This window comes from Emticicia sp. (assembly GCF_043780375.1).
GTDB lineage: Bacteria > Bacteroidota > Bacteroidia > Cytophagales > Spirosomataceae > Emticicia.
The window spans coordinates 25715-50700 of sequence record NZ_JAYWCU010000066.1 but is presented as its reverse complement, the minus strand read 5'-3'; the positions used below and the strand labels follow the sequence as shown (position 1 = coordinate 50700).

Annotated in this window: 25 protein-coding genes; 6 read left to right on the top strand and 19 right to left on the bottom strand. The window is 35.4% G+C overall.

Features of this window, described 5'->3' with window-relative positions:
• Positions 1–90 precede the first annotated feature (90 nt).
• Together ACH2CJ_RS05080 and ACH2CJ_RS05075 are read right to left on the bottom strand one after the other, a co-directional pair.
• Positions 91–2163, bottom strand: coding sequence for a carboxy terminal-processing peptidase (locus ACH2CJ_RS05080; RefSeq protein WP_394991159.1), 2073 nt, complete (start codon positions 2161–2163; stop codon positions 91–93).
• Between the two features lie 120 nt (positions 2164–2283).
• Positions 2284–3039 carry an FKBP-type peptidyl-prolyl cis-trans isomerase gene (locus tag ACH2CJ_RS05075; protein ID WP_394991157.1) on the bottom strand — a complete coding sequence of 252 codons (756 nt, stop codon included), beginning with the start codon at positions 3037–3039 and terminating at the stop codon, positions 2284–2286.
• A gap of 186 nt (positions 3040–3225) precedes the next feature.
• Here ACH2CJ_RS05075 and moeB point away from each other — a divergent pair, with 186 nt between their 5' ends.
• On the top strand, positions 3226–4335 hold the full coding sequence (gene moeB, locus ACH2CJ_RS05070; protein WP_394991156.1) for a molybdopterin-synthase adenylyltransferase MoeB: 1110 nt from the start codon (positions 3226–3228) through the stop codon (positions 4333–4335).
• Positions 4336–4405: 70 nt separating this feature from the next.
• Complete coding sequence (locus tag ACH2CJ_RS05065) at positions 4406–4849, top strand: transcription elongation factor (RefSeq protein ID WP_394991155.1); 444 nt, start codon at positions 4406–4408, stop codon at positions 4847–4849.
• Positions 4850–4880: 31 nt separating this feature from the next.
• Here ACH2CJ_RS05065 and ACH2CJ_RS05060 read toward each other — a convergent pair whose 3' ends face one another.
• The 11 genes from ACH2CJ_RS05060 to ACH2CJ_RS05010 all read right to left on the bottom strand — a co-directional run bounded on the left by ACH2CJ_RS05060 (position 4881) and on the right by ACH2CJ_RS05010 (position 12670).
• A complete protein-coding gene (locus tag ACH2CJ_RS05060) occupies positions 4881–5624 on the bottom strand; it encodes a glycosyltransferase family 2 protein (RefSeq protein ID WP_394991154.1) in 744 nt (247 codons plus the stop codon).
• A 35-nt stretch (positions 5625–5659) separates the two neighbouring features.
• On the bottom strand, positions 5660–6934 hold the full coding sequence (locus ACH2CJ_RS05055) for an SGNH/GDSL hydrolase family protein (protein WP_394991153.1): 1275 nt from the start codon (positions 6932–6934) through the stop codon (positions 5660–5662).
• A 72-nt stretch (positions 6935–7006) separates the two neighbouring features.
• Complete coding sequence (locus ACH2CJ_RS05050) at positions 7007–7630, bottom strand: carotenoid biosynthesis protein (protein ID WP_394991152.1); 624 nt, start codon at positions 7628–7630, stop codon at positions 7007–7009.
• 68 nt (positions 7631–7698) lie between these two features.
• A complete protein-coding gene (locus tag ACH2CJ_RS05045; RefSeq protein WP_394991151.1) occupies positions 7699–7839 on the bottom strand; it encodes a hypothetical protein in 141 nt (46 codons plus the stop codon).
• 82 nt (positions 7840–7921) lie between these two features.
• A complete protein-coding gene (gene nhaA / locus ACH2CJ_RS05040) occupies positions 7922–9076 on the bottom strand; it encodes a Na+/H+ antiporter NhaA (protein WP_394991150.1) in 1155 nt (384 codons plus the stop codon).
• 38 nt (positions 9077–9114) lie between these two features.
• Entirely contained in the window at positions 9115–9345 is a 231-nt protein-coding gene (locus ACH2CJ_RS05035) for a hypothetical protein (protein ID WP_394991149.1), read from the bottom strand.
• 56 nt (positions 9346–9401) lie between these two features.
• Entirely contained in the window at positions 9402–9860 is a 459-nt protein-coding gene (locus tag ACH2CJ_RS05030) for a nuclear transport factor 2 family protein (protein WP_394991148.1), read from the bottom strand.
• Between the two features lie 68 nt (positions 9861–9928).
• Positions 9929–10093 (bottom strand): hypothetical protein, encoded by a 165-nt coding sequence (locus ACH2CJ_RS05025; protein WP_394991147.1) that lies wholly within the window; start codon positions 10091–10093, stop codon positions 9929–9931.
• Between the two features lie 25 nt (positions 10094–10118).
• Positions 10119–10580, bottom strand: a complete 462-nt coding sequence (locus ACH2CJ_RS05020; RefSeq protein ID WP_394991146.1) for an Imm63 family immunity protein — start codon at positions 10578–10580, stop codon at positions 10119–10121.
• A 315-nt stretch (positions 10581–10895) separates the two neighbouring features.
• The gene (locus ACH2CJ_RS05015) at positions 10896–11567 is read right to left on the bottom strand and encodes a hypothetical protein (protein WP_394991145.1); all 672 of its coding nucleotides are present in this window, start codon (positions 11565–11567) and stop codon (positions 10896–10898) included.
• A 23-nt stretch (positions 11568–11590) separates the two neighbouring features.
• Positions 11591–12670 carry an AI-2E family transporter gene (locus ACH2CJ_RS05010; protein WP_394991144.1) on the bottom strand — a complete coding sequence of 360 codons (1080 nt, stop codon included), beginning with the start codon at positions 12668–12670 and terminating at the stop codon, positions 11591–11593.
• Positions 12671–12768: 98 nt separating this feature from the next.
• Between ACH2CJ_RS05010 and ACH2CJ_RS05005 the strand changes: the two genes are divergently transcribed.
• Together ACH2CJ_RS05005 and ACH2CJ_RS05000 are read left to right on the top strand one after the other, a co-directional pair.
• On the top strand, positions 12769–13602 hold the full coding sequence (locus ACH2CJ_RS05005; RefSeq protein ID WP_394991143.1) for a hypothetical protein: 834 nt from the start codon (positions 12769–12771) through the stop codon (positions 13600–13602).
• 43 nt (positions 13603–13645) lie between these two features.
• The gene (locus tag ACH2CJ_RS05000) at positions 13646–14650 is read left to right on the top strand and encodes a Gfo/Idh/MocA family protein (protein ID WP_394991142.1); all 1005 of its coding nucleotides are present in this window, start codon (positions 13646–13648) and stop codon (positions 14648–14650) included.
• Between the two features lie 57 nt (positions 14651–14707).
• Here the strand turns inward: ACH2CJ_RS05000 and ACH2CJ_RS04995 are convergent, their stop codons facing one another.
• The 4 genes from ACH2CJ_RS04995 to hpf all read right to left on the bottom strand — a co-directional run bounded on the left by ACH2CJ_RS04995 (position 14708) and on the right by hpf (position 18373).
• Complete coding sequence (locus ACH2CJ_RS04995; RefSeq protein WP_394991141.1) at positions 14708–15490, bottom strand: polysaccharide deacetylase family protein; 783 nt, start codon at positions 15488–15490, stop codon at positions 14708–14710.
• On the bottom strand, positions 15471–16424 hold the full coding sequence (locus ACH2CJ_RS04990) for a glycosyltransferase family 2 protein (protein ID WP_394991140.1): 954 nt from the start codon (positions 16422–16424) through the stop codon (positions 15471–15473). Before ACH2CJ_RS04990 ends, ACH2CJ_RS04995 begins: the two co-directional genes overlap by 20 nt.
• 202 nt (positions 16425–16626) lie before the next feature.
• Positions 16627–17814, bottom strand: a complete 1188-nt coding sequence (locus tag ACH2CJ_RS04985; protein WP_394991139.1) for a glycosyltransferase family 87 protein — start codon at positions 17812–17814, stop codon at positions 16627–16629.
• A 196-nt stretch (positions 17815–18010) separates the two neighbouring features.
• Positions 18011–18373: a ribosome hibernation-promoting factor, HPF/YfiA family gene (gene hpf, locus ACH2CJ_RS04980; RefSeq protein ID WP_394991138.1), complete on the bottom strand. Its 363-nt coding sequence runs from the start codon at positions 18371–18373 to the stop codon at positions 18011–18013.
• A 284-nt stretch (positions 18374–18657) separates the two neighbouring features.
• On the opposite strand from hpf, the gene ACH2CJ_RS04975 reads away from it, so the two are divergent.
• Positions 18658–20184 (top strand): M20/M25/M40 family metallo-hydrolase, encoded by a 1527-nt coding sequence (locus ACH2CJ_RS04975; RefSeq protein WP_394991137.1) that lies wholly within the window; start codon positions 18658–18660, stop codon positions 20182–20184.
• Between the two features lie 60 nt (positions 20185–20244).
• Here ACH2CJ_RS04975 and ACH2CJ_RS04970 read toward each other — a convergent pair whose 3' ends face one another.
• The gene (locus ACH2CJ_RS04970; RefSeq protein ID WP_394991136.1) at positions 20245–21798 is read right to left on the bottom strand and encodes a hypothetical protein; all 1554 of its coding nucleotides are present in this window, start codon (positions 21796–21798) and stop codon (positions 20245–20247) included.
• A gap of 33 nt (positions 21799–21831) precedes the next feature.
• Positions 21832–23319 (bottom strand): TonB-dependent receptor, encoded by a 1488-nt coding sequence (locus tag ACH2CJ_RS04965; RefSeq protein WP_394991135.1) that lies wholly within the window; start codon positions 23317–23319, stop codon positions 21832–21834.
• A 415-nt stretch (positions 23320–23734) separates the two neighbouring features.
• On the opposite strand from ACH2CJ_RS04965, the gene ACH2CJ_RS04960 reads away from it, so the two are divergent.
• Positions 23735–24985 carry a TolC family protein gene (locus tag ACH2CJ_RS04960; protein ID WP_394991134.1) on the top strand — a complete coding sequence of 417 codons (1251 nt, stop codon included), beginning with the start codon at positions 23735–23737 and terminating at the stop codon, positions 24983–24985.
• Position 24986: the final 1 nt, after the last annotated feature.

Here is a 24986-nt window from a genome sequence, read left to right as displayed (position 1 = left end):
CTCATTTGAAATTTCAAATGAGGCTTTTTTGTACCAAAAGCCCATGGATGATAGTTTCACTAATTTAATTATAATCTATCATCGACTATATTATTTCTGAACTGAAATTAAATCACACAAAATCCGTTCAGATTCGGTCAATATGATATCTTTTTCTTTAGTATCTTTTTCTCCCGAACTTAGTTTATTTACTGCTTTTCTACGTTTTTCGTTTTCATCACGCTCTTTTTTGCGTTTTTCTTCATTGAGCGAAATAATCGTAACATCTTTGGTTTTTCTATATTCTACCAAATCTTCGGTCAATTGCTTCATTTCGGAGTCTGATTTCAAGCGAGCTTGATATTTTTCTTGTATTTTGCTTAGAATCTTATCTGAAATAGCGGTCGTCTTTTCGTATTCCGATGTTTTTATTTGGTCATAAGGCAATGCACTTGGCTGTGAACTTTCGCCCATTTCTTCAGGGTCAAATGGTGTTGGTAGATTAATATCAGCCAATACCCCTTTGCGTTGTGTGCTATTTCCTGTGATCCGATAAAACTTTTCGGTTGTCAGTTTCAATTGCCCGTATCTTTCTTTTTGGTCGAAGCCAACGGCTGCCCCAGCTTTTTTATCATTTGAAGCTGTGCGAGGAGAAAGCAAAAACTGGTCTAAATCAACTAATTGCTGCACTGTACCTTTACCAAAAGATTGTTCACCAACAATCAAACCACGCTTATAATCTTGAATTGCTCCTGCAAAAATCTCAGAAGCTGAGGCACTGAAACGATTTTGTAGAATAACCAAAGGTCCATTATAAACTAACTCTGGGTCTGTATCGCTTTCTATGTCTACACTTCCATTGTTGTCACGACGTTGCACAACGGGGCCTTTTGTAATGAATAAACCTGTTAAATTAATAGCTTCGGTTAACGAACCACCGCCATTATTTCGCAAGTCTATAACCACTCCATCGACACCTTTTGTTTTAAATTCATTCAAAAAACGCTTTACATCTTTGGTTGTACTCTGAAAATCTCCACCTTTGCGGGCATCTTCAAAATCACGGTAAAACATCGGAATGTCAATTATTCCCAATTTATAATCTTTACCATCTTTTTTCATTGGTACAATTTCGCCTTTAGCTACTGCTTCTTCAAGTTTTACTTTTTCACGAACTAATCTTAATTCTTTAGTCGGCGAACCCGCAGGGGCATCGCCAGGCAGCAAACGTACTCGCACAACGGTTCCTTTTGCACCTCTGATTAGTTTCACAGCATCGTCAGTTAGCCAACCAACAATGTCCTGCCAAGTTCCGTTTTCACCTTGTGCTACGGCTACGATTCTATCATTTTTGGTAGCTTGTCCACCTTTAAACAATGGACCTCCTGGAATAATTTCGGCAATTTTTACATAATCACCTTCGTTTTGTAAAGAAGCTCCTATTCCTTCAACAGACTGACTCATTTCAATGTTGAATTGAGCAGCTGTACTCGGAATCATGTAGCTGGTATGTGGGTCAATTGCTTCGGAAAAAGAGTTCATAAACGACTGAAAAACATCATCAGCTCTCCATTTGGAGATGCGAGTTTCCCAACGTTTATATCGATCCTTTAGAGTAGCTACTGTGGCACTATCTTTACTACCGCTCAATTTAAGGTCAAGCACTTGGCTCTTTACAATTTTACGCCAAATATCGTCTAATTCTTCATCAGATTTTGCCCACTTTACTTTTTCACGGTCAGTTTCATAAATTTCATCTGTCGTAAAATCAAAAGGTTTATCAAGCAATGACATAATAAATTCATGACGTACTTTGTAACGTTTGCGATAAAGATTGAAAACTTCAAATGGAGCTGTTAAATCTCCTTCGAGTAAGTCTTCGTCTATGCCATCACGGTATTTTTCAAAAGCATTTATATCGGCTTCTGTAAAATAGGCGTGACTACCATCAACGTCTTTCAAGAAATTATCCCATACTTTTGATGAAAAAGCATCGTCTAACTTGAATTTTTGATAATGATGATAGCTCAAAAATTGTGTAGCAAATTGCTCCACCTGCTCTTGTGTGCGGTTTGGTTTTAAGTCGTTATAGCCATAAGTGGGCGGCGAACTTTGATTTTGAGCTTTGTTTTCAAAACAGCCAAAAAGTCCAGTTAAGGTGAATAGAACGATGATTCTTTTCATATTTTGTACCATAAAACCCAATTCCTAAAGGGAAGTTCATTAAATATTATATTACATACTTACGAAATAACAACTACTATCTCAAAATCGTTTATTTTCATGATTAGAGATTGAATAAAATTATTTAACAATATCCAGTAATTCTACTTCAAAAATCAATAATTGGTTTGGTCCGATACTTGGTGGACCTTGTGGCCCATAAGCAAGATTTGCAGGAATGAACAATTTCCATTTTGAACCAACAGGCATTAATTGTAAAGCCTCTACCCAACCCGGAATCACTTGCGTAACACCAAATTCGGTGGGTTGCCCTCTATCAACCGAGCTATCAAAAATTGTTCCGTCAATAAGCGTTCCATGATAATGTACTTTTACTTTATCTGTCGAGGCTGGTTTTGTACCTGTCCCTGCTGTCATTATTTGATATTGCAAACCGCTTGGAAGCGTTATTACGCCTACTTTAGTTTTATTTTCTGCTAAAAACTTTTCGCCGACCTTCAAATTAGCACCGCCTTTTTTCATAGACTCATTCTGAAAATAACCTTGAATATAAGCATTTGCTGCGTTAGCTTCCATCCATGTTGGCTGCCCGTTTAGGATTTGGTCAATGGCTTTTGCCATCATTTCAGAATTTACTTTTAGGTTTTGATGTTTCAAATTTCCTGCAATATTCATACCGATTGCATAACTAATCGAATCAATACCATTTTTCATGCCATTACTACTTGTTGCAGTCGGAGAAATAATAGCGGCTTTGTTTGCTGTAACTTGTTTTGTTGCTGGAGCTTTGGGCTTTGCTGGAGCTTTTGACACTTGTGCGTAAGAAAATTGTACAAAAAGAAGACTTGTAGTGAAAGCAATAATTGATTTTTTCATTTTTCCAGAGATACTTAATTTTTATTAAAGTTTTTATGAATAACAAATAAACGTACTTTTAACCTAAAAATTAGTATTTCTATAAAAAAACTACGTAAGTATTGCAACTTTCGATGAAAATCAGCGGTTTTGTTTACAGTATAAGTATTTTCCTAACCAGTCATTGAGAATTAGATAAACTTTAAAATGCTTAATACCGAGGAATATCAGCGATATAACCGCCAAATGCTCATGCCAGAATTTGGTTTGGCAGGACAAGAAAAACTCAAAAAATCAAAGGTTCTGGTTATTGGTTGCGGAGGTCTTGGCAGTCCAATTTTATTGTATTTAACTGCTGCAGGAATTGGTACTTTGGGTATTGTCGAAAATGATGTGGTAGATGTTAGTAATCTTCAAAGACAAATTTTATATAGTTCATTGTCGGTGAATTATGCAAAAGTGGACGAAACCGAAAATCGTTTAAAAGACTTAAATCCTTTTGTCAAAATTAATAAATATCCTACACGCTTGACTTCTAAAAATGCCTTGGAAATCATTAAAGATTATGATATTGTGATTGACGGAACCGATAATTTCCCAACCCGATACTTGGTCAATGATGCATGTGTGCTGCTAAATAAACCCTTTGTTTATGGAGCGATTCACCGTTTTGAGGGGCAAGTTGCAGTTTTCAATTATCAAGGTTCGGCAACTTATCGAGATTTATTTCCAAGCCCGCCACCACCTAAGCAAGCACCCAATTGTGCCGAAGCGGGAGTTTTGGGCGTACTTCCAGGTATTATTGGTTCGATGCAGGCTCTTGAAGCAATTAAAGTAATTGCCGAAATTGGCGAGCCATTGGCAGGAAAACTCTTAGTTTTAGATACACTTTCAATGCAAAGTCGTATTATCAAAATCCCCAAAATGCCAGATACCATAAAAATCACGCAAATGATTGATTATGACGAGTTTTGTTTAGTGCAGAGTGCAGAGTTTAGAGTGAATAGTTTGCCCCCTAAAAATGAAATTACCTTTGATGAACTCAAAAACCTTTCAGATTATCAACTAATAGATGTGCGAGAGACGCATGAATATGCTATCAAAAATTTTGGTGGAGAATTGATGCCACTATCGGAATTGGAAAAATATTTATTTAATATCAGTCGAGAAAAAACAGTAGTTGTTCACTGCCAAAGTGGTGTTCGTAGCATGAAAGCAATAAAACTACTACAAGAAAAATATGGTTTTGACAATTTATTAAACCTAAAAGGGGGAGTGAACGCAATTTTGAAGCGGAACGCCGCCCGTTCAGAGTGATAGAATCTTGCTATTTTATCATAATTTTCATATACACACACACATTTCATTCATTGTATTATTAATCCCTATGAAATCAAAGCTTTTAGAAAAGATAAAATTGCTCATCGAAAAACGAATGGATACTTCGTGGCAGGCGATGGAAGCGGCAAAAAACTCGGCAAATGAAGAGGGTAAAAGTTCGGCAGGAGATAAATATGAAACCGCCAGAGCAATGGGGCAACTTGATCGTGAAATGAACGGCCGAATGTACGAACAAGCACGTCAAGAACGGTTATTACTTGATAAAATTGACCTACAAACGGTTTTCTCAAAAGTTGCTTTTGGGGCATTGGTTGAAACTTCTATGGGGCATTTTTTAGTAACAATTGGCGTAGGAATTGTTGAATTTGAAGGAAAAAATACAATGGCTATTTCTCCTCAATCACCTATTGGTCAGGTAATTGCAGGAAAAGTAGCTGGAGATTCTTTTGATTTTCGAGGAAAAATGCAGAAGATTATTTCTATTAGTTGAATTAAAATTAGAGACTAATCACTCAATGCTTTCAAACAAACCACTGAAAAAGCTTTGAAATTGGCTTGGCATAAAGTGTGTACCAACGAGGTTTTAAGCCATTCATTACCCATGCACGGCGGTCTTCTTTGTTTGCTCTTATGCGGTTTTTTAGTGAGGCATTGCTGTTTCCACCAGTTCGCATTTTCATTAAAACTGCTGGAATATAAAAAGATGAAACATTGTGTTTATACAACATTCTGAGCATTAACTCGTAATCACCAGCACTCTGGTAAGAAGTATCATATAAACCATAGGTATCGTAGGCAGATTTTTTCAAGAAAAAAGCAGTGTGTGGGGGCATCCAACCATTCAAAAATCGCTCACGATTATATTTCCCTGATTTCCAGTTTCTAACAATTTTATTAGTGTCTTTGGCATCAACATAGTACAAGTCGCCATAAATCGAATCTGCTTTTGACACTTCAAATGCTTTAGCAACTTTACTAATTGCTGTATTATCAGGATAAAAATCATCAGAACCCATAATCCCGACTACATCGCCAGTAGCCATTTTTACACCTTTGCTCATGGCTTCATAAATACCACTATCTTTTTCGGAAACCCATTTGATTTTATCTCCGTAGGATTTCAAAATTTCGACAGTGCCATCTTTTGAACCACCATCGGCAACTATATATTCGATGTTGGGATAATCTTGCGAAAGGACACTTTCGATAGTATCTTTAATGGTTGCCGCAGAGTTATATGCAGCAGTAACGATTGATATTTTCATTCTTTTTTAGGCTTCGCTTTCGAGTAGTCGCTTGACTATTTGATTTTTAACGCCTCAAATTTACTAACATCAAGCGTAGGAATAACAGTTTTTAGGAAATTTTTATAATTTTCGTTGATTGATTTTATAATTTCATTGGCAATTACTGCCGAGCCACGTGGCGTTGGATTGATGCCATCTAAGCTAAAAAAATTGCCTGTTAGCAACGAATTACTCAATTTAATTCCATTGCCAGCATTATAATTATTATTTTGAATTTGCTTGTAAATGCTATTTAAATCTACTGATGCAATACCACGTTTTTCGGCTTCCAATTTCAAAATTCCGTTAAAATCAGTCAGGCGAGAAGCTACTGAATTGACTTCATCTTTATCTAAAACTTCTTCATTTGTAAGTGGATACATTGTAGAAGTGCCTTTTTTCTGCCCAGAAGCATTATTTTTTCCTACATTTGGAATTGCATCTAATAAAATTCGGTCATTGGTAGTTGCTAATCTCACGATACCATTGCCAGTGGTAATATAAATGCCTGAAACGCCTATATTTTTTGCCAAATCTTCAAAAGAATAAAAATTGAAATAAGGAAAATCAATTACATTGGGTAGATTTGTGATGATTCCTTTGGCTTTGTTTGCCACCAAAGCATCTAATAACTTTTGACAGTTGAGTGCAAAAACTGAAGTCTCTGTCAGCGAGCTTTTTCCACCTGATGTTGCAAAAGCCAACATATCATACTCACCAATACTTACTGTAAAAAATGTTGGATTACTTTCTTTGACAAAATCTGGATAGGTAATATCTTCTTTTCCAGTAGGCAAAATTCGCTCAAAATAAGGGTTAAAACCCTGCATTTTTACATTTCCTAATCCAGCTTTCCCCATATCCGACATTCGCAAAGTTGCTACACCAAAATTATTTGATTTGCCCGAATATTTAGTTAAAAGTAGGGGAGAAGTGCTAATAATACCTGTTTTTTCAATTATTTTGTCAAATTGGGCAGAGGTATTCCCTGCCGAAGTTACTAAATATCCTGTGCCATTCTCTTGACCCATTGGAAAAAGTGCTTGCTCAAACTTTGCTCCAGTCTGTTGAGCTATTAAGTTAGGATAAGATGCCAACTGACCATCTCGGTATAATCCGCCATTGGTGTAGCCAGCCACCATCGAACTACCAACAGCTATATATTTTGTAAAATCAAGCATTTCGGCTGTAGCTGGTGCGAGTGCTGGATTTTCAATTTGGGTTTCACAGCTTGTAAGCATTGTAAGCCCCGAAAAAACAGATAGAAAAGTTTTTAATGATGGTTTCATACTTAACGCATTTTAGAGAAATTATCTTACCAATACAATGATTCTATTTTGTAGAAAAAGGTTGTAAGTTGCTTAAAATATTAAACTTTGTATGCCGAAAAAACAGATTTGTAAAATTAATAGCCACAAGGCAATGGGGTTATCTTTTCGGAATTTTAGGGAATGAAACAAAGTTAATAAAAAAGCCGAAGTAATAAACCAACCTACGTAATTTTGTAAAGGTGGAAGTGTGTTCTGCCACGACCACATATTTAAACGAATGGCGATGGGTTCTGCTAAAAAATCGAACATAGTCATTAATAATGCCCCATAAATCACTTTAAAGTATATAGGTTTGGTAACTCGACAAAATGAACTCCCTACACAATAAACTAACAGTAACCAATTAAGACCAATCACAGGGGGAACATTCAAAATCTTAAAACCAAGTGTGGTTTCATATTGATATTCTCCGAAAATCATGCCAGTTTTTACGCCGACTACTTCTATGAAATAGCCTATTAGCAAAGTTAATGTAATAAATATTAAGAAATTACGATTCCATTCTTTATGAAAATACAATAAAATACCGCACGAAGCCAAAAGATTGAATGGTGTAAGAAATCGGAAAAATTCGGCAGTGGCATTGATATTTAAGCCAATTATTCCTGCCACATACATTGAAGTCAGGAGATAGAGATAGGGTTTTGGTTTCACTTAGAATGAGCGTTGATGTTTTGCCAAAATTAATGACCTCGTTAATGGTCTAATTAAGCATTGTTTTTCTACCAAATAATTTTTACTAAAGTAAATAATTTTTCTAAATATATTATAGCTATTGGCAATAAAGGCAAGTCTAAATTGTCGATTTTTTTCTGATACGAGGCATGAACCGCCATATTTGCAAACTGATATTTGCGGTTCATTGTTTTTCTGTGGTAATGATGATCGCTCTAATATCCGCTAAATAATTTAGAAACGCTGCTATAGGCAGGCATTTTACTGTCGTCAAGTTGTTTCATCATTTTCTACTTGTGTTTTAAGTGTCAGTTTGAGAAAGATAAATCCAATTGTCCCCGCAAGAATTGAAGCAATAATAATTGCAATTTTTGAATTGTTTACGATGTCTGCATTGTCAAATGCAAGAATCGTAATAAAGATTGACATTGTAAAACCGATACCGCCTAAAAAACCTGCACCAATTATATTTTTCCATTTCAAGTCGGTCGGCAATACACAAAGTCCTAAGCCAACACCGATAAATGAAAAAAGCCAAATGCCCAAAGGTTTTCCGATTACAAGTCCTACAATAATTCCTAAACTGTTTGTTTGTCCTAAACTTTGCCAACTGTCGCCAACTGCAATGCAAGTATTGGCTACTGCAAACAATGGCAGAATAAAAAAAGCAACAGGCTTGTGTAAGATATGTTGAAGAATATATGAAGGTGATTTTTCGCTACCATTGCCAAACGGAATTGCAAATGCTAACAAAACACCTGTTATTGTAGCATGAACACCGGAGTGTAACATAAAATACCACATTGCTACACCACCAATTAAATACGGAATTAAGTTGTGAACTTTCAGTCGGTTTAGAATGAGTAGAACTCCAAAAATGCCTAATGCTATAAATAAATTTACATATGCAATTGAGGCAGTGTAGAAAATTGCAATAACTATGATCGCTCCCAAGTCGTCCAATACAGCCAATGCTGTCAGGAATATTTTGAGTGAGGTAGGAACACGATTACCTAATAGAGATAAAATGCCAATGGCAAAAGCAATGTCTGTCGCCATTGGAATACCGGCACCGGCTTGAGTGTCTGTTTCGAAGTTGAGCAAAAGAAATAGACCTGCCGGAACAAGCATACCGCCTATTGCTCCAAAGATTGGTAATGAAGCATTTTTTATGTCGGACAGTTCTCCGTGATAAATTTCCCGTTCTAATTCCAAACCGATAAGTAGAAAAAAAATGGTCATTAGCCCGTCATTGATCCAATGAACTAAACTGTGCTCGCCCAATTCAAAATGCCAAAAATTGATATAGTCTGCCTGCCAAGCAGAATTGGCAAGAACAAGTGAAATAACTGTCACGAAAACTAAAATTAGTCCGCCTGCTTTTTCACTGTCAAAAAAGTTATTGAAAAGTCTGGTCAATTTCATTTTGTTGTCTGTCGATGTCGAGACTGCAATGCTTTTATCTAACGGTTTGCAGCTTTGTGTTTTGATGGATTATGCATTATACTTTTTGCTCGCACAATGTTTATTAAATAAACAACTGGATTAATCAATAAATCAAACTCGCCAATCAGTTCGTGTTTGATTAGAGCCGAAACAAAACCTGATATCGATATGCAGCCCATTGTTACGACGTCTCCGCCAGCATAGACGCAAACCCAATGTTGGCTGCTGGGCTTCCTCTCGGTCATCATTTCTGTTTCTTGTCAGTCCAATTTTGGTTTACTTTTTTTGGACAGATGTGCTCTTTTTACTTACTTTTTTCTTCGTCAAAATTGTCGAAGTAAGTAAAGTCTTTTGTAATAACTCCTTTTTCAATTGTCAAAATAGTACATATTGCTAATTCAAATTTTGCTTTGTCTGGCCCCGTCCCACTTGATACAAACTCCACAATTATATGCTTGTTTCCCGAAGGATAAGTTTGAATAACTTGGTCGTGAAGGTCTGGGAAAACCTTATTAAGTTCTGAATATTTGTCTATAATTTGTTGTCTGGTCTGTTTTACAATTCCTTGCCCTAATGAAGGGTCTTTAAATTCAGAAATTTCGGCATACATATTCGCCATTTTTGTCCAATCATGGTTATTGAAATGTTCAAAATATAGTTTAACTATTTTTTCATTATCTGATGTTTCTATAGTTTTTTCTTTTGTGTTGTTACAAGCAATTAAAGATAAAATTGTAAAAAATAGTGTCAATAGTTTTTTCATATTTCTCTATTTTAAAATTTGATAATTTTTTTCAATTCGTTCTGTTCAACGTTTGTTTTAGCTTGACGCTAACGGATTGCAGCTACCCGAAGGGCTGGACTTTTACCACAAAACTTGATTTGAAAAACTAATGTTTGATTAACTACAAAACTGTCTTTGGAACACGAAACCCCGCCTTTTGGGTAGGTGCTGTTATAGGGCGTTTTTCTTTCAGTTTTAAGGATATTTTTCATAAGCCAATTTGCTGATTTCAGTTTCTTAAAGTCCTTGCTGTCTGAGTTGTCCGAAGTAGGTTGCTCGAATTCCTGCTAAGTCGTCAAATGGGTGAATTTTTAAAATGCTTTGGTGTTCGGCATTTTCCTTTTGTCTCCAATTGTAGTTAAGCTGTCCAAGTAATTCTTCTTGCTTGTCAAACGTAATTCGTCTGCAATCCTTGTCTTCAATTCTATTTTTTAGTTCATAGTCGGAAGCCATAGAAAAAGTCACATTAGCAAAAATCCAATAAAGTAAATCGTCAATTTTGTCAGTCATTTTCCTTTCATATTCTTGTCCACGTTCTGAGATGATGTAAAACATAAATCCCAAGTTGTCGACTTCAATGTATGGATGTGCGTCCCAAGTTTGCTGTCCGTAACTCGGTAGTAAATTTGTCGGTGCGTTGATTTTTAAAGCCAATTCGTCAATTATTTTCTTAATGTCGTCAAGCGAATATTTCGTCATTTTCAATTGTCGTATGTTGTTTTGTCGTCTTCTAAAATGCCCTACAACGATTGCATAAACGCCATACGCCCTGTTTTTATGATTTATGGCGGTTATATTTCATACTATTTGCACTTAATAGCACACAACGGTTGTATAAACGCAACTAAAAGATAAAAATCACTGATTATCAGTTAATTACAATTGCCTGTTTTGTGTTATTCAATATGTTGATAAATTTCGTATTTTGTATTGGTAAATCATTCAATTTTTCCACAATATCCCAATAAAACTATCCTAAACCTAAGAATCAAAAACAAATTTAGCAAACGGTAATTATTCTCTCAAAAGCCTACGAATTGCCACCAAATGAGCAAATAAAACCAAAGGCACAACTACACTCGGCAGTAAGTTGAATGGAAAATAAAGAACCGCAATATTGGGCTGCTCAAACGCAAATTGTTGGAAAGGTAGTGGGGCTGATAGTAAGGCATTTACCACAATATTGAGCAATAAAGCAAGGCAAGCAAAATTCCACAATAAAAGCATTTTTCTGCTCATGTTATGCCTTACAAATACTAAATAATAGACAATTGGTGCGGTAATTCCTGCCAAAATATCGAAGTTTCTCCCTTCGAAAGTCATAAGTTGAGGAATGGTTTTTTGCAGAAACAACCAAAATAAAACTATCTCAACGGGAACTCTGATGGTATGAAGCAAAGTCAGTTTTTCGATACTTAGGCTATCAATGAAGGCTCTCCCTTTTGAGGTATTGAACAACACAATAATCAGAAGGATGGCAGGGGCTATTAATAATAAAAAGCGTGGAGGAAAAGAATCAAGGTTTGTATAAAACCCCGATAAAGCTACAAAACTCTGAAAAATCGCCCAAATAAAGAGAATAACCAAGGGCATTATTGAATAATTGGTAGCTCTCAGAAATAGCCAAATGGTCAGAAGTGTAGTGCATATAAAAACAATGCCGATGTATGAGGGAAGGTCTTGCATATATCAAAGTAAAGATTATTGAATTAAGAATGTCTTTTTTTTGACACATCAATATGGTCAAAATCACCCAGCAAAAAGCCATAAGGTCTTAAATCTTCAATCGAATCGAAAATAACTTTGATGATAGCAGTCAAAGGCAAAGCCAGTACTAAACCACCGACTCCCCAAAGATTCCCAAAAATGATTAATGCAATAATTGCTGCCATCGAATTGACACTTACTTTCGAGCCAACGATATAGGGCGTAATAAAATTTCCTTCCAACATCTGAATACCAAAGAAAAGGGTAGCAACTCCAAAGGCATACCAAGTCGAATCTTTGGTAATTAAAGCAAAAAGTATGGGCAAAAGTGAACCAATTGCAATGCCAATGTATGGAATCAGGACTAAAAATGAAGCTAAAAAACCGAAAAATATAGCGTGTTCGATGCCTAAAAGGTATAAACCAAGAGTATTTAATGTGCCAATAATACCAATAACCATCCCCAAGCCAGCCACATAGTTGATTACCACATCCTTTACTTTTTTCAAAACTATGTCAATTCGGTGGCTATTTACTGATTTGAATATTTTGTAAAAGAATACCCTAATAAAGTCTCTGTAAAGCAAAAGTAAGAAAACATATAAAGGAATAATTGTCAGATTTCCAAGCAAACCGGTAGTCGTTGAGACCGTATTACCAATCATATCGCTGTTGTTTTTCAAAAATTCGGTCAGATATTTTCGTCCCTCTATTTTTTGCTGTGTACGACTAATATTAAAGTTTTGACGAATAAATATTTGTATTTTTCTGTACCATATTTCGGCTTTCTCGGTGAGTTGTGGCAATACTTCTTCCAAATTCATTACTTGGATATAAACCAAATAAAAAAAGAGCGTCAGAATGCCCACTGTTAACAATATGACTGCCGTAATTGCCAACCATCGAGGCACTTGATGTCGTTCAAGAAACTGGCAAATAGGCATTAAAAGTAAAGCAAATATAACCGCAAATATTAAAGGAATGAGCAAATCACTTAGCATATACATTCCGTATATAACTATCACCAATGAAATCAGGATGTAGGCAAGGCGAGCATTGAATGGCTGTTGATATGGTTTCATGGTTTGGGATAATTGTTTTTACTTTTTCCAAAATTAACTAACTTGTTGCCAAAATTCAAACTTTTCAATAGTGATTTAAAAAATCGCTTCACAAAACTATGTTCCTTTATAAATTTTATATGTTTTTGTTTTCTTTACACATTGCTACTTGTAATTGCCATTCAGAAATTCGGAAAGATGGTTTTCAGCGAGCAAAAGCTGAATATGTGGTTACAAAAACAGGGCGAATGCCCGTTTGCATCAACGAAAACTCAGGGGTTATTCGTGCGTGGCAAGACGATTTCTACTGGACTCACAACGATAGCGGTGGAAATACGGAATTGTATATGATTAATCAAAAAGGAAGGATTTTTGATACATTATTTGTCAATGACTCAAAAAACATTGACTGGGAAGACCTCACCAAAGACGATAAAGGAAATATTTATGTGGGTGATTTTGGTAATAATAATCAATCTCGCAAAGATTTATGCATTTATAAGCACCGAAATGGGAAAACAGAAAAAATCACTTTTCATTATGGCGACCAAGACCGTTTTCCTGCTACACAAAAGATTTTTGACTGTGAAGCCTTCTTTTGGTATGAAGGAAAACTTTACTTGTTTTCAAAAGATTGGTCGAGAAATCACCAAACGCAACTCTACGTTTTATCCGACCAAGCAGGAGATTATATGCTGTTACCCGAACAAAGTATTTTTCTCAAAAGTCCCGTTACAGCTGCCAGTATTAGTCCCAATGGAAAAGAATTTGCTTTACTTTCCTACGGAAAAATCTTTGTTTTTGAAGTTGTTAGTGGCAAAATAGATTTTTCAAAACCGAAATCATGTATAAAAATCGGGAGAAACCAAATGGAAGGTCTGACTTATATAAATGATACCGATTTTATAATCACCAACGAGCAACGGAAGATTTATTCAGTAAAAAGGAAGTAAAAAATACTTAGAATATTCAAGCTCTATAAATGATTTATATAAAATGACTGGAAGCAATACAAAAACAATAAAATGGGGTATCATCGGTGCAGGAGATGTCTGTGAAGTAAAAAGTGGCCCAGCTCTACAAAATGTCGAAGGTTCGGCTTTAGTAGCAGTTATGCGGAGAAACCCCGAATTAGCTCAAGATTTTGCACAAAGACACGGCGTTTCCAAATGGTATAGCGATGCCGATGATTTGATAAATGACCCCGAAGTCAATGCAATTTATATTGCAACGCCTCCAAATACACACCAATATTATGCCTTGAAGGTTGCCGCCGCAGGCAAAATTGTATATGTAGAAAAACCCATGGCTCGTAATTTTGCCGAGGCTCAAACTATGATTGAGGCTTGTAAAAAAGCTGATGTGCCATTATATGTTGCTTTTTATCGAAGAGCATTACCGAATTTTCTAAAAATTAAAGAATTACTTTTAGAAAAGGCAATTGGCGATGTACGCTTCGTAAATATCAGTTTATATAAACCCATAAAACCCGATATTGTAGGAGGCTCTGCCAATGAAAAAAATTGGAGAAACCAACCTGAAATTGCAGGCGGTGGCTATTTTCATGATTTAGCTTGCCATCAATTAGATGCTTTAGATTTTCTTTTTGGACCAATAATCAAGGCGAATGGTATTGCTAAAAATCAAGCAAATGCTTATTTGGCAGATGATATTATTATCGGAAATTTTGAGTTTGAATCGGGAGTTTTGGGAACAGGCACTTGGTGCTTTTCGGTGGCACAAACATTAGAAATCGAAAAAACGACCATAGTTGGTAGTAAAGGTCAGATTTCATTCTCTTATTTTGGAGACCACTCAGTTTTGCTTGAAATTGAAGGAAAAGAATCTCAAAAATTCACTTTTGATATTTCGAAGCATATTCAACAACCATTTGTACAGACCATGATAAACGAGCTCAATGGCGTTGGAGAGTGCCAAAGTAATGGTATTTCGGCTGCACGTACAAGTTGGGTGATGGATAAAATTTGTGGAATTGAGTAAAACCTCGCAAAAATGACCATTAATAGAGGTTTGCCAAATGAAAGAGTGCCCAAGAACTCAATGTTGATTGTCTAAAAACCAAGAAGTAGTCTTGAACTCAAAGCCTTCTTTTTGAAGAAAAGCCATTAGTTTATCGAATCGTTCTTGCATTTTTTTGCCGTTATTTCGGAGTAAATAAAATGGGTATTTTGCTCCATTTGGCAAGTCAGTATAATCAGTAAATTCCCACGGATGAAAGTAAAGATGCAGGTATCCATCAGTTTCTACTACTTTTTTGCATAAATAGAAGAAATATTGTAGCGGGAAATTATGAAAAGCTATCCAAAACAATGGAATTCGGTAAGCGGGCGAAACAGATGCAGGTACATGAGTCAGTCCATTTTGATTGAAAACTGTACGAGGAATATGCCGATAATCGTACCTACCAGGCAAATAAGTTGGGTTATACGAAGCATTATAGGTATAGCCAGCTTCTAATAAATCGAGGTCTGAAACAGGTGCCATGCGAGGCATTCGGAAACCTCTCACTTCTTTTTGTGTAATTTGTTCCAATACTTTTTTTGAGGCAATCAAATCATCTTTTTTATGGGTAGAATGAAAATAATTGTGTGAAGCAATTTCGTGGGACTGACTTAATACTTTTATTTTTTTGGACTGAGCCAAAGCGTAAACACCAGTACAATAAAATGTAGCTTCGGCGTGATATTTTTCTAAAATAGCAGTGAGCGAAGCCAAACCTTTGGTTGAAGTGGCAATTTGTTCTTCCATACTGGGGTTCCCCCCAAACTCAAAAGGCATATCAAACTCTTCTATATCGAAACTAAGTACGGCTATTTTCATTAATATTTTGTTCTTGAATAATGTAGAGCGGGCGTTCTTTATTTTGGATTAAAATATTACCGATATACACACCCAGAATGCCCAAAATTATCAAATTTAACCCTCCAAAAAAAGCAATTGTCAATAAAACCGAACTCCAGCCATTTTCATAACTACCAAAGTATAAGCTGTAAAGTACGTAAGGTAGATATAAAAATGATAAAAAAGCGATGGTAAAGCCCAAGTAAATTGCACCATGCAACGGCTTTACACTAAAAGAAGTAATGCCTGCTAATGCCAATTTAAACATTTTTGAAAAAGTATATTTACTTTCGCCTGCATACCTTTTTTGTGGTGTATATTTCATTTTGGCTTGTTTATAGCCAATCCACTGTATCATTCCTCGTAAAAATACATCATTTTCTTTAGAATTTTTGAGGGTTTGACAAGCCTGTCGGTCTATTAATCTAAAATCGGCTTGTCCAGGTTCTAATTGCAAATCACTAATTTTATTCAAAATTTTATAAAACCATTGACTTGATTTTTTCTTGAACCACGACAATTCTTCGTCTTCTTCTCGTAAGGTATTAACAATATTTACTTTTTCAGTTTGCCAGATATCAATTAGTTTAGGAATTAATTCGGGCGGATGCTGCAAGTCGCAGTCCATCATAATGATAGCGTCGGCATTAATGGCATCAATTCCTGCTTTTAGAGCTATTTGTTGTCCAAAATTCCTTGAAAAAGATATGTATTTTACAGTAGCATCTTTTTCTGCTAAAGATCTAATCACCGAGAAAGTATTGTCTATGCTACCATCATTCACAAAGAAAAATTCACACGAATAAGGTAGATTTTTTATTGCTTTTTTAGTAGTTTCATAGAAAGTATCAATATTATGCTCCTCATTATAGGCTGCCGTAAGAATACAAATTTTTAGTTTTGAAGTGTTCATATATGCCTTAATTTGCTTCTGATTATTAATAGACTTGTTGAAATGGAAGATTATTCGTTTTCACTTGTTTAAATCATAGAAATCTGTCCGATTGCTCTTCGTTTATATTTTCGTCCTTAGCTTCACTACGAACTCAAATTTAAGCCTCAATCAAGCAAAAAATGACTTGATTTTATAAATCGAAACTCCCATTGCAACAAGTCTAATCTTTATTTCTACTTAAAATTGTTATTGCATCTTTTTCGGCATAATCATTTTTTAATAATTGATAAATGCAAACAAACCAAACTAAACAACAAGGGAAAGCCTTGATAGAATATAAAATAAACATCATCCGTATGGCTTTTGGGAAAATATCGGTTGCTGAAAGCGAAGTGCCGACTATGACCAAAATCATTAAAGCCCAAACCCATCGCTCGACGGGGTGTTTTTGCGTGATAAACCAAATGGCAACGCCCGAAGTGGCAATAATAAAAGTAGCAGATTCGGAGGACGAAGAGAAAATGACGACAAAAATTAATAACGAAGCCAAATAACGTAATTGAAAACTTTGCGTTTGATAAAACTTGAAGCGTAACAAAGGTAAGAGTTGCAACAAAAATCCAGGGACAAGAAAAACCAAATTTGAAATATCGGGGTAGCCACTTAGTCGCCTTACTAAACCCATCAACGAAACATCTTGCATGGTACTGATACCGTTAGTTAGGGTTTGATTTGCAATGTTTTTTTCGACCAAACTATTGTACCAATCTTGGTAAGTTTGAAGCACAAAACTTGGCGAACTGATAAACATAGGCAATACCAAAAGCACAGCTGTCCAAAAGAAAGCATAATAGATATATTGTACTTTGTGTTTCGAAAACAACCAAAAAACTAAGCCTACAATGCCGTATAGCTTCACAAAAGTGCCAATCATTACAACTAACACGGCCCAAAAGTCTTTTTCTTTTTTGACAAAATACCAAGATAAAATAATCAAAGCGGCAACACTCGGATTGACTTGAACATTGTGCGAGGAAGTCATCAAGTCAACAATGCAGATTGACAAAACAAACCATTGATTAGAACGCCGCAAAGGCAAAATCATTAAGGCTCTATACAAAACAAAAGCATGAAAAACCACCCATAACACAACACCAATCGAATCGGGAAATGCACAAAAAGGCATGATAATTAGTCCGAATAATGGGCCATAATGGTTGCTATCAATATATTCTTTGGGGTAAAGACTATACAAATTTATTTGCTGAAAAAGATGCCAAAATACACCTTTATAGATAGCATAATTATTGATATCTTTACGTAACACGTGGGCAAATCCTGCTAAAGCGGGCAGCAGGAACCACAAGATACGGGTAATGTCTTTTTTTTCTTTATAAATTGTAAGCATTCTGTAAGTACATTTCCACAAAAATATGCTATTTTTCAAGTAAACACAAAGGTATAAGATTAAAATACAAGATACTGATAGTTAGATAGTTATAAAATATGTTTAAGCATTTTTTATAAGGCCTTAAACGTAAAAAGCGATAGCCTACAAATAGACTATCGCTTTTTATTTGGTAATCAGACATCAATATTTTATATCAATAATCATCTTCAATCAATTCTTCTGATGCTGTTGTTACTTCTTGTTTTTTATGTTCAACTTCATTTTTTTTGTCTTTAAACTTTTTAATCTGAGTTTTGAGAGCTTCGAGAGCAAGGTCGGTCGCTTCTTCAAATGTAGTTCCTTTTTCTTCGGCAAAAATCGTATGACCGGGTACGTTTAGTTTGACTTCAATGTGCTTTTTGTGGATTTTACTATTTTCTCCTTTGTCTAATTTTAGAAAAACTTCACCACTAATAAATTTGTCGTAGAAGGTTTCTAATTTGTTTAACTTGTTTTGAATGAATCCGACCAATTTAGGGTCGATGTCGAAATGGACTGCATGCACATGAATCTTCATAACACACTAATTTAGAGTGAATAATTACGTAAACTGTTGAGATTCAAGATATTAGCATAAAGATTGGAGATTAAAAAAAATCATATCTCGTATCTTATACCTTGTTTCTACTTTTCAAAGAACTTTCATTAATCTAACGTAGTGAAAAAAACAATACAAGTCAAGAACAAATGGAAGAAAATTATCGAATGAGGATAAATGGTAAGGCATTTTTGAGTTTTCTTTTGCGGTGGTACAAAAAATAGTAGATTTGTAGCAAATACTTCATCACTTATTATAGAACTATGAAACGCTACCTTTTACCCTCATTTTTATTAATTTCAATCATCACTTTTGCCCAAAGTCCATTAATTGAGCAAGCACGTAATTACCGAAAAACAAAGGAACACGCCTTGCTCGGAGAATTTATGGGTTTGCTTTCTATTCCAAATGTTGTTTATGATACAGTCGGAATACAAAAAACTGCAGCTTATATCGTAAAAATGATGGAAGCTCGTGGCATAAAGACACAAATGTTAGACGGAAAAACCAAGGGTGTTCCACCAGCAATTTTTGGTGAAGTAAATGTGCCAAATGCAACCAAAACAATAGTTTTTTATGCCCATTACGACGGTCAGCCTGTCAATCCAAACCAATGGGCTGAAGGGATTGAACCTTTCAAATCGGTATTTTTAGATGCTTCACTCGAAAAAGGAGGAAAGATAATTCCTGCTCCGAAAGCTGACGAAAAGATTAATCCTGAATGGCGAATTTATGGCAGAAGTGCCTCAGATGATAAAGCAGGAGTGTTTTCTATACTCTCGGCTTATGAAGTGCTGACAAAATTGGGTATTCAGCCATCGGTCAATATCAAGTTTTTTTTTGAAGGAGAAGAAGAAGCTGGTTCGATACATCTTGCAGAAATTTTAGAGAAACACAAAGACAAGCTCAAGTCTGACCTTTGGATAATTTGTGATGGTCCTGTGCATCAATCGGGTAGAAAACAAGTGGTTTTTGGTGTGCGTGGAGATGTAAATATGGAAGTAAAAGTTTATGCCTCAAAGCGTCCACTTCATAGCGGACATTACGGAAACTGGGCTCCCAATCCTGCCATGCTTTTAGCAAAATTATTAGCTTCGATGAAAGATGATAATGGACGAGTTTTGATTAAAGGTTTTTACGATGATGTGATTCCATTTACTGAAATTGAGAGAAGAGCAATTGCAAAAGTACCTTCGGTTGACGAACAAATGAAAAATGAATTGGGCTTTATGCGTCCAGAAGGTGGTGGAAAATCTTTGGTCGAATTAATTAATTTACCTTCGCTCAATATCAATGGGTTTTCGAGTGCAAATGTTGGAAAAATGGCAGCCAATGTCATTCCAGTTTCGGCAACCGCAGCTTTAGATTTACGTTTGGTTTTAGGGAATGATGCCCAGCGACAAGTTCAAAAAGTAATTGAGCATATCAAAGCACAAGGTTATTATGTTACACAAAATGAAAGCATAACTGACGAAGAACGCATAAAATACCCATTGATTGCTCGTGTGCAAGCTCAAAAAGGCTATAATGCTCAACGAACAAAAATGGATTTGCCGATTGCTCAAAATGTAATTAAGGCTGTGCAGTCGAGCACCAACGAAGAGGTAGTTTTGATGCCAAGTTTGGGTGGAAGTTTGCCTTTGTTTTTATTTGAAAAGTATTTGGCAACGCCCACAATCACAGTTCCAATTGCCAACCATGATAATAATCAACATGCCGAAAACGAAAATATCCGCATCCAAAATATATGGAATGGTATCGAAACTTATGTGGCTTTAATGAAGATGTGAGGATGTTCTCAGTATTTTTTCATTCGGATGGCTTGCCACATTATTTATTGACCGATTGAGTTACTCCGCACTAAAATCCTTAAAAACTTTTTTGATATTGGCATCTGTTGGCTTGTTTTTGGGTTCCCAAGTGGCATCCAAATCAAGTACAACTAAGCCTTTTAGGCTCATTGCATTCATAAAATCATCAACTTTTCTAACAAAATCGGTTCCTCGGCGAGAAGATTTTAAGGCATAGTCACGAGAAAAAATATCACCTTTACTTTGAAGTTCATTCTTTTTTTCAACGATATAATTGAGGCGGTCAATGAGGTCTTTCATGGAGCGACCAATGACTTCGGTAGCTTCCAAAGTACCGATTGTCAGTACGGTTGTTCCTCCCAATGTCGAAATTAAGCGTTGTTGGTCTGGTTTGGTTTTCGGAACAAAAACCGAAGATAAACTGGTAGTTGCTCCCAAAGAAGCATTAAGGATTGAACGATTTTTTTTGCCTTTTTTTGCTTGATTATATGATTTTTTCAACTCTGTTTCTTTCTCTTTCATCTGCTCAAGCAATTCCCAGCCTCGTTGCAGAGTTCCTCGATACAAATTGTATAATTTCAAGTCAGTTTCGGCTTCATTGATGGCATTTTTTACTACAAATCTGATGGTTTTTACATCTCTTTTTTTAGTTTTATCTAATACAAAAAAATCAATATTGAAAGCGACTGAATCGAGGGGGTCTTTCACAAAATCATAACTTGGATGCCAAGTAAATTCGTATTGATTAGAGGTATTTTTTATCAAAGATTTTTTGCTAACTTGTTGATTATCAGTTAAAAAATCGAAATCTTGAATGTCATCATCACCATTTGGGTCGGATAAATAAAAGCGGAGATTAACCGTTTGATTTTCTTTAATTTTAAAAACATTATCTCTCGGTACAACTACTATTTCGGGGGCTAAATCTTGCTGTGTAGCTTCAATTTTCAGTTTTCCTTTGGTTTGAGATTTGTTAGGTTGGTCTTCTACATAAAACTCAATATATAAAGGTTTCTCCTTCAATTGTTTATACTGCGTAAATGATGGCATCCATGAAATTTCGCCTTGAGAAGATACCTTTAGTCCTTCAGGTAGCGATTCAACCGACGGAATAATAACGATAGGGTCATTATCTTCATCAATAACAAAATAGCGGTCGATTTTATAAATATTGGTGGTATTATACTGTACATAAAAAGGCTTCAAATCTCTAACAACTGGACTCCGATTGACGTGCTGGATACGAAACTCAACTTTTGCCGAAAGGGTTTCAGTAGTTGAGTCGCATTTTGCCTCAAATATTACTTGGTGAAATTTATAAGAATCTAATCTGTCAACCAAAGTAAAAGGTGGTGTCCAAGTAAATTTTCCTGACGAATCGAAAGCCATTCCGTCCAATTTGCCTTGTTGAATCGAAAACCGAAATTTCCCACAGTTTTTTCCTTCAACATTTAAGTCAAAATCTACTTCCTCGCCTTCTTTTAATTGACTCCAAACTGTTCCTGAAGGAAGAATTATTTTTGGTGTATCTTGGGCAAAAGAATGTGTTGAAAATAAAACTAATATATTGATAATCAGTAATTTAACTCTCATTTTGTTGTTAATTTTTTTTGCAAAATATATCAATTAATCATTACTTTTAGTAATCGTTAATTGCTTATTGTCAACTGATTTAGGAGAACCATCTACTCCAGGTACTACCACACACGGAAAACCAAATAGACAACGGTCTTTTATCATTTTTATTACCTCATCAGGTACGTTTTCTTCCCAGCCATCTTCGCCTTGTTTAATCAATTCAAGGGTTTTATTGGTGTTGATGTTTAGGTTGGTTTCGTTATAGTGATGAATGTCTTCGATTTTATTATTGGCAATCAAATAGCGGTACAAGTCTATCAGGTGCATGGGTGGGTTGAACCGCATGCAGTTCATTATATTGCTATTTTGGTAAGTTGGATAAACAAAAAGCTTGAGATTTCGACTAAAAAGTGTGGCAAAAGATTCCAAAATCCCACCTGCTAAATCTTTATAATGGCTTTCTTCAAAAATATATTCCAGATTTGGATAGCCAATAATTAGACCCATTTTCAGCTTAGTTAATTTTGAAAGATAGGCTACTAACTTATAATATTCTTGATAATTTGAAATCATTACCATTTGTCCGAGCGAACAAAGAATATCTACTCTATCCAAGAAATCTTTTTCGTCAATTTCAGCATCATCTTGTTGTAATCCTTGAAGTGTTATTTCTGAAAGCACTACTACTTTGTCTTTATCGACATCGGGTTCACGCATAAATTGTTTGCGACCATTGGCAAGCATATCGAGATGAACATTGACCAAAGGACGGAAACGCCCACGAAGCACCAAAGCATGTTTTCTGAAAAGCACTTCTGAAGGTTGCAGGTTTTGGCCATCAGCTCCAAATAAAGCAATATCCGAAAAACCATATTTTACCAAATGTAAACTCATGAGGCGGTTATCGACGTGTTTAAAGTCAGACCCTTCAAAGCGGATCATGTCGATCTGAATGCGGTCTTTTGAGAGGTCGTCCATCAACGATAAAAGTAATGTTTCGGGGTCTTGGTGATAAAAATAACAACCATACATGAGGTTTACACCCAAAGTTCCGAGGGCTTGTTGTTGGAGAATACTATCGTTATCCAGCATTTTTACGTGAATAATAATATCGTTGTAAGCTCCATGAGGTGTTAGCTGAAACCTAATGCCCATCCAACCATGAGCATCATTATTTTTGTGATAATTTAGAGCAGCTACAGTATCAGAAAAAGCAAAAAAAGTAGAATTATCGCCACGTTTTTCGTCTAAACGCTCAATTAGAAGTCCATATTCATGGTCGAGCATACTCATTAAGCGAGGCTCACATACATACCTGCCGTTTTCCATGACTCCATAAATAGCATCAGAAAAAGTCATGTCATAAGCCGACATCGTTTTGGCTATCGTATTTGAAGCACCGCCTGCTTTAAAAAAATTGGCGGCTACATCCTGACCCGCACCAATTTCAGCGAAACAACCATAGATTTGCTTATTCATGTTGATACGTAAAGCCTTTTGTTTTGTTCCGAGGTTTTTTTCGTGTATGATTTCCATTGCACCAGTATTTTTTTGACTTCCAATAAATATCTCTTTTACTCCCTTTTTTTTCAGGAATCTGTGAGCAAATTGTTCACAAATATAAATTCAAAGATATGGATGAATTTGTATTTTTTCAAGTAAATAATTCAAATATACCATACTTTCTGCATAATACATAGGATTTTAAGAAGGCATATATTTAATAGAAAAATATTTTTAATCAGATTTTAACACCTTTTTAATAACGATTAAATTGTAGTACTGCACTTTTGCAGCCTTAGTAAGAGGCTCAATTTTGCAAGACATTAAAAACAATTATACCAATAAATGAGAAAAACACTTAATCAGTGAAGCCAATTTATTTTAGTGCGTTCTCAGATTCTTTTCACATAACTACATTATTGAAAAAATATAAACCAAGTATAGCACAATGAAAGTAAAACATATAGGGCTCGGCGTTATTTTATTTATTTGCCAAATAACTTTTGCACAGAAAAAACTTGATTTGAGTTCCTGTGAACAACAATTTGTGAAAAACAACCTACTGTTACTTGCCCGACACTATAATATAGACGCAACTAAAGCCCTCACTATACAGGCTAAAATTTGGGACTTACCCTACCTTTCCGGTGAGTTCAATGCCATTAATCCACCCAATAGTAAAGTTTTAGATGTTGGAGGAAAAGGGCAAAAAGCACTTGCGATTCAGCAGTTGATCTATTTGGGAGGAAAAAAGAAAAACCAAGTAGCATTGTCTAAAGTCAATGAGCAAATGGCAGACCTTGATTTTCAGGATTTGCTCAGAGTTTTGAAATTTCAACTCCGAAAAAGCTTTTTCACACTTTATTTCAACAACAAAAAAATTGAAACAACCGATGTACAAATTGCTCATATTCTTGATTTAGTGAATGCTTATACCGTTCAAGTTCAAAAAGGCAATGTGCCACTAAAAGAATTAGTTAGGCTACAATCACTTTTGATTTCTTTTCGAAATGAAAGAATCGAAATCATAAATAGCAATATTGAAGAACAAAATAACTTGAAACTACTGCTCAACGAAACTGCGAATATTACGCCAGTTTATGATGAAACTACATTCAATAAATATTTGAAAGAAACCGTGGGTGACACAAAGGTTTTGGAAGGCTTGGCGACTGAAAATCGTGCAGATTATTTGTTAGTAAATAAAAACATTGAAGCCAACCAATGGAATGTAAAGTGGCAACAATCATTAGCAAAACCCGATGTGAATCTTGGTCTTTCTTACGACCAACGTGGCGGTGCTTTTAATAATCAAGTCAATGTAACCTTCGGAATTCCGCTTGCTTTTTGGAATCGTAACCAAGGAAATATAAAGTTTTCACAGGTAATTCTGCAACAAGCGAAAGCCGATAAGGAAACTTTCTCTCAGAAACTACAAACCGAAATTGCAACTAATTTAAGTAAATGGAAAGAAGCTAAAATTAACTATCAGCAATTATCTCCTACCACAATTGCAGATTTTGACGAAGTATATAGGGGAGTTTTACAAAATTTCCAGAAACGAAACGTCAGTATTTTAGAATTTACAGATTTTATGGAAAGTTACAATGTGATGTCTTTACAAATAAACGAATCAAAGAAAAGAGTAGCCCTTACGGCTGAAGAATTGAATAGTGTTTTAAATTATAATGTATTTTAAA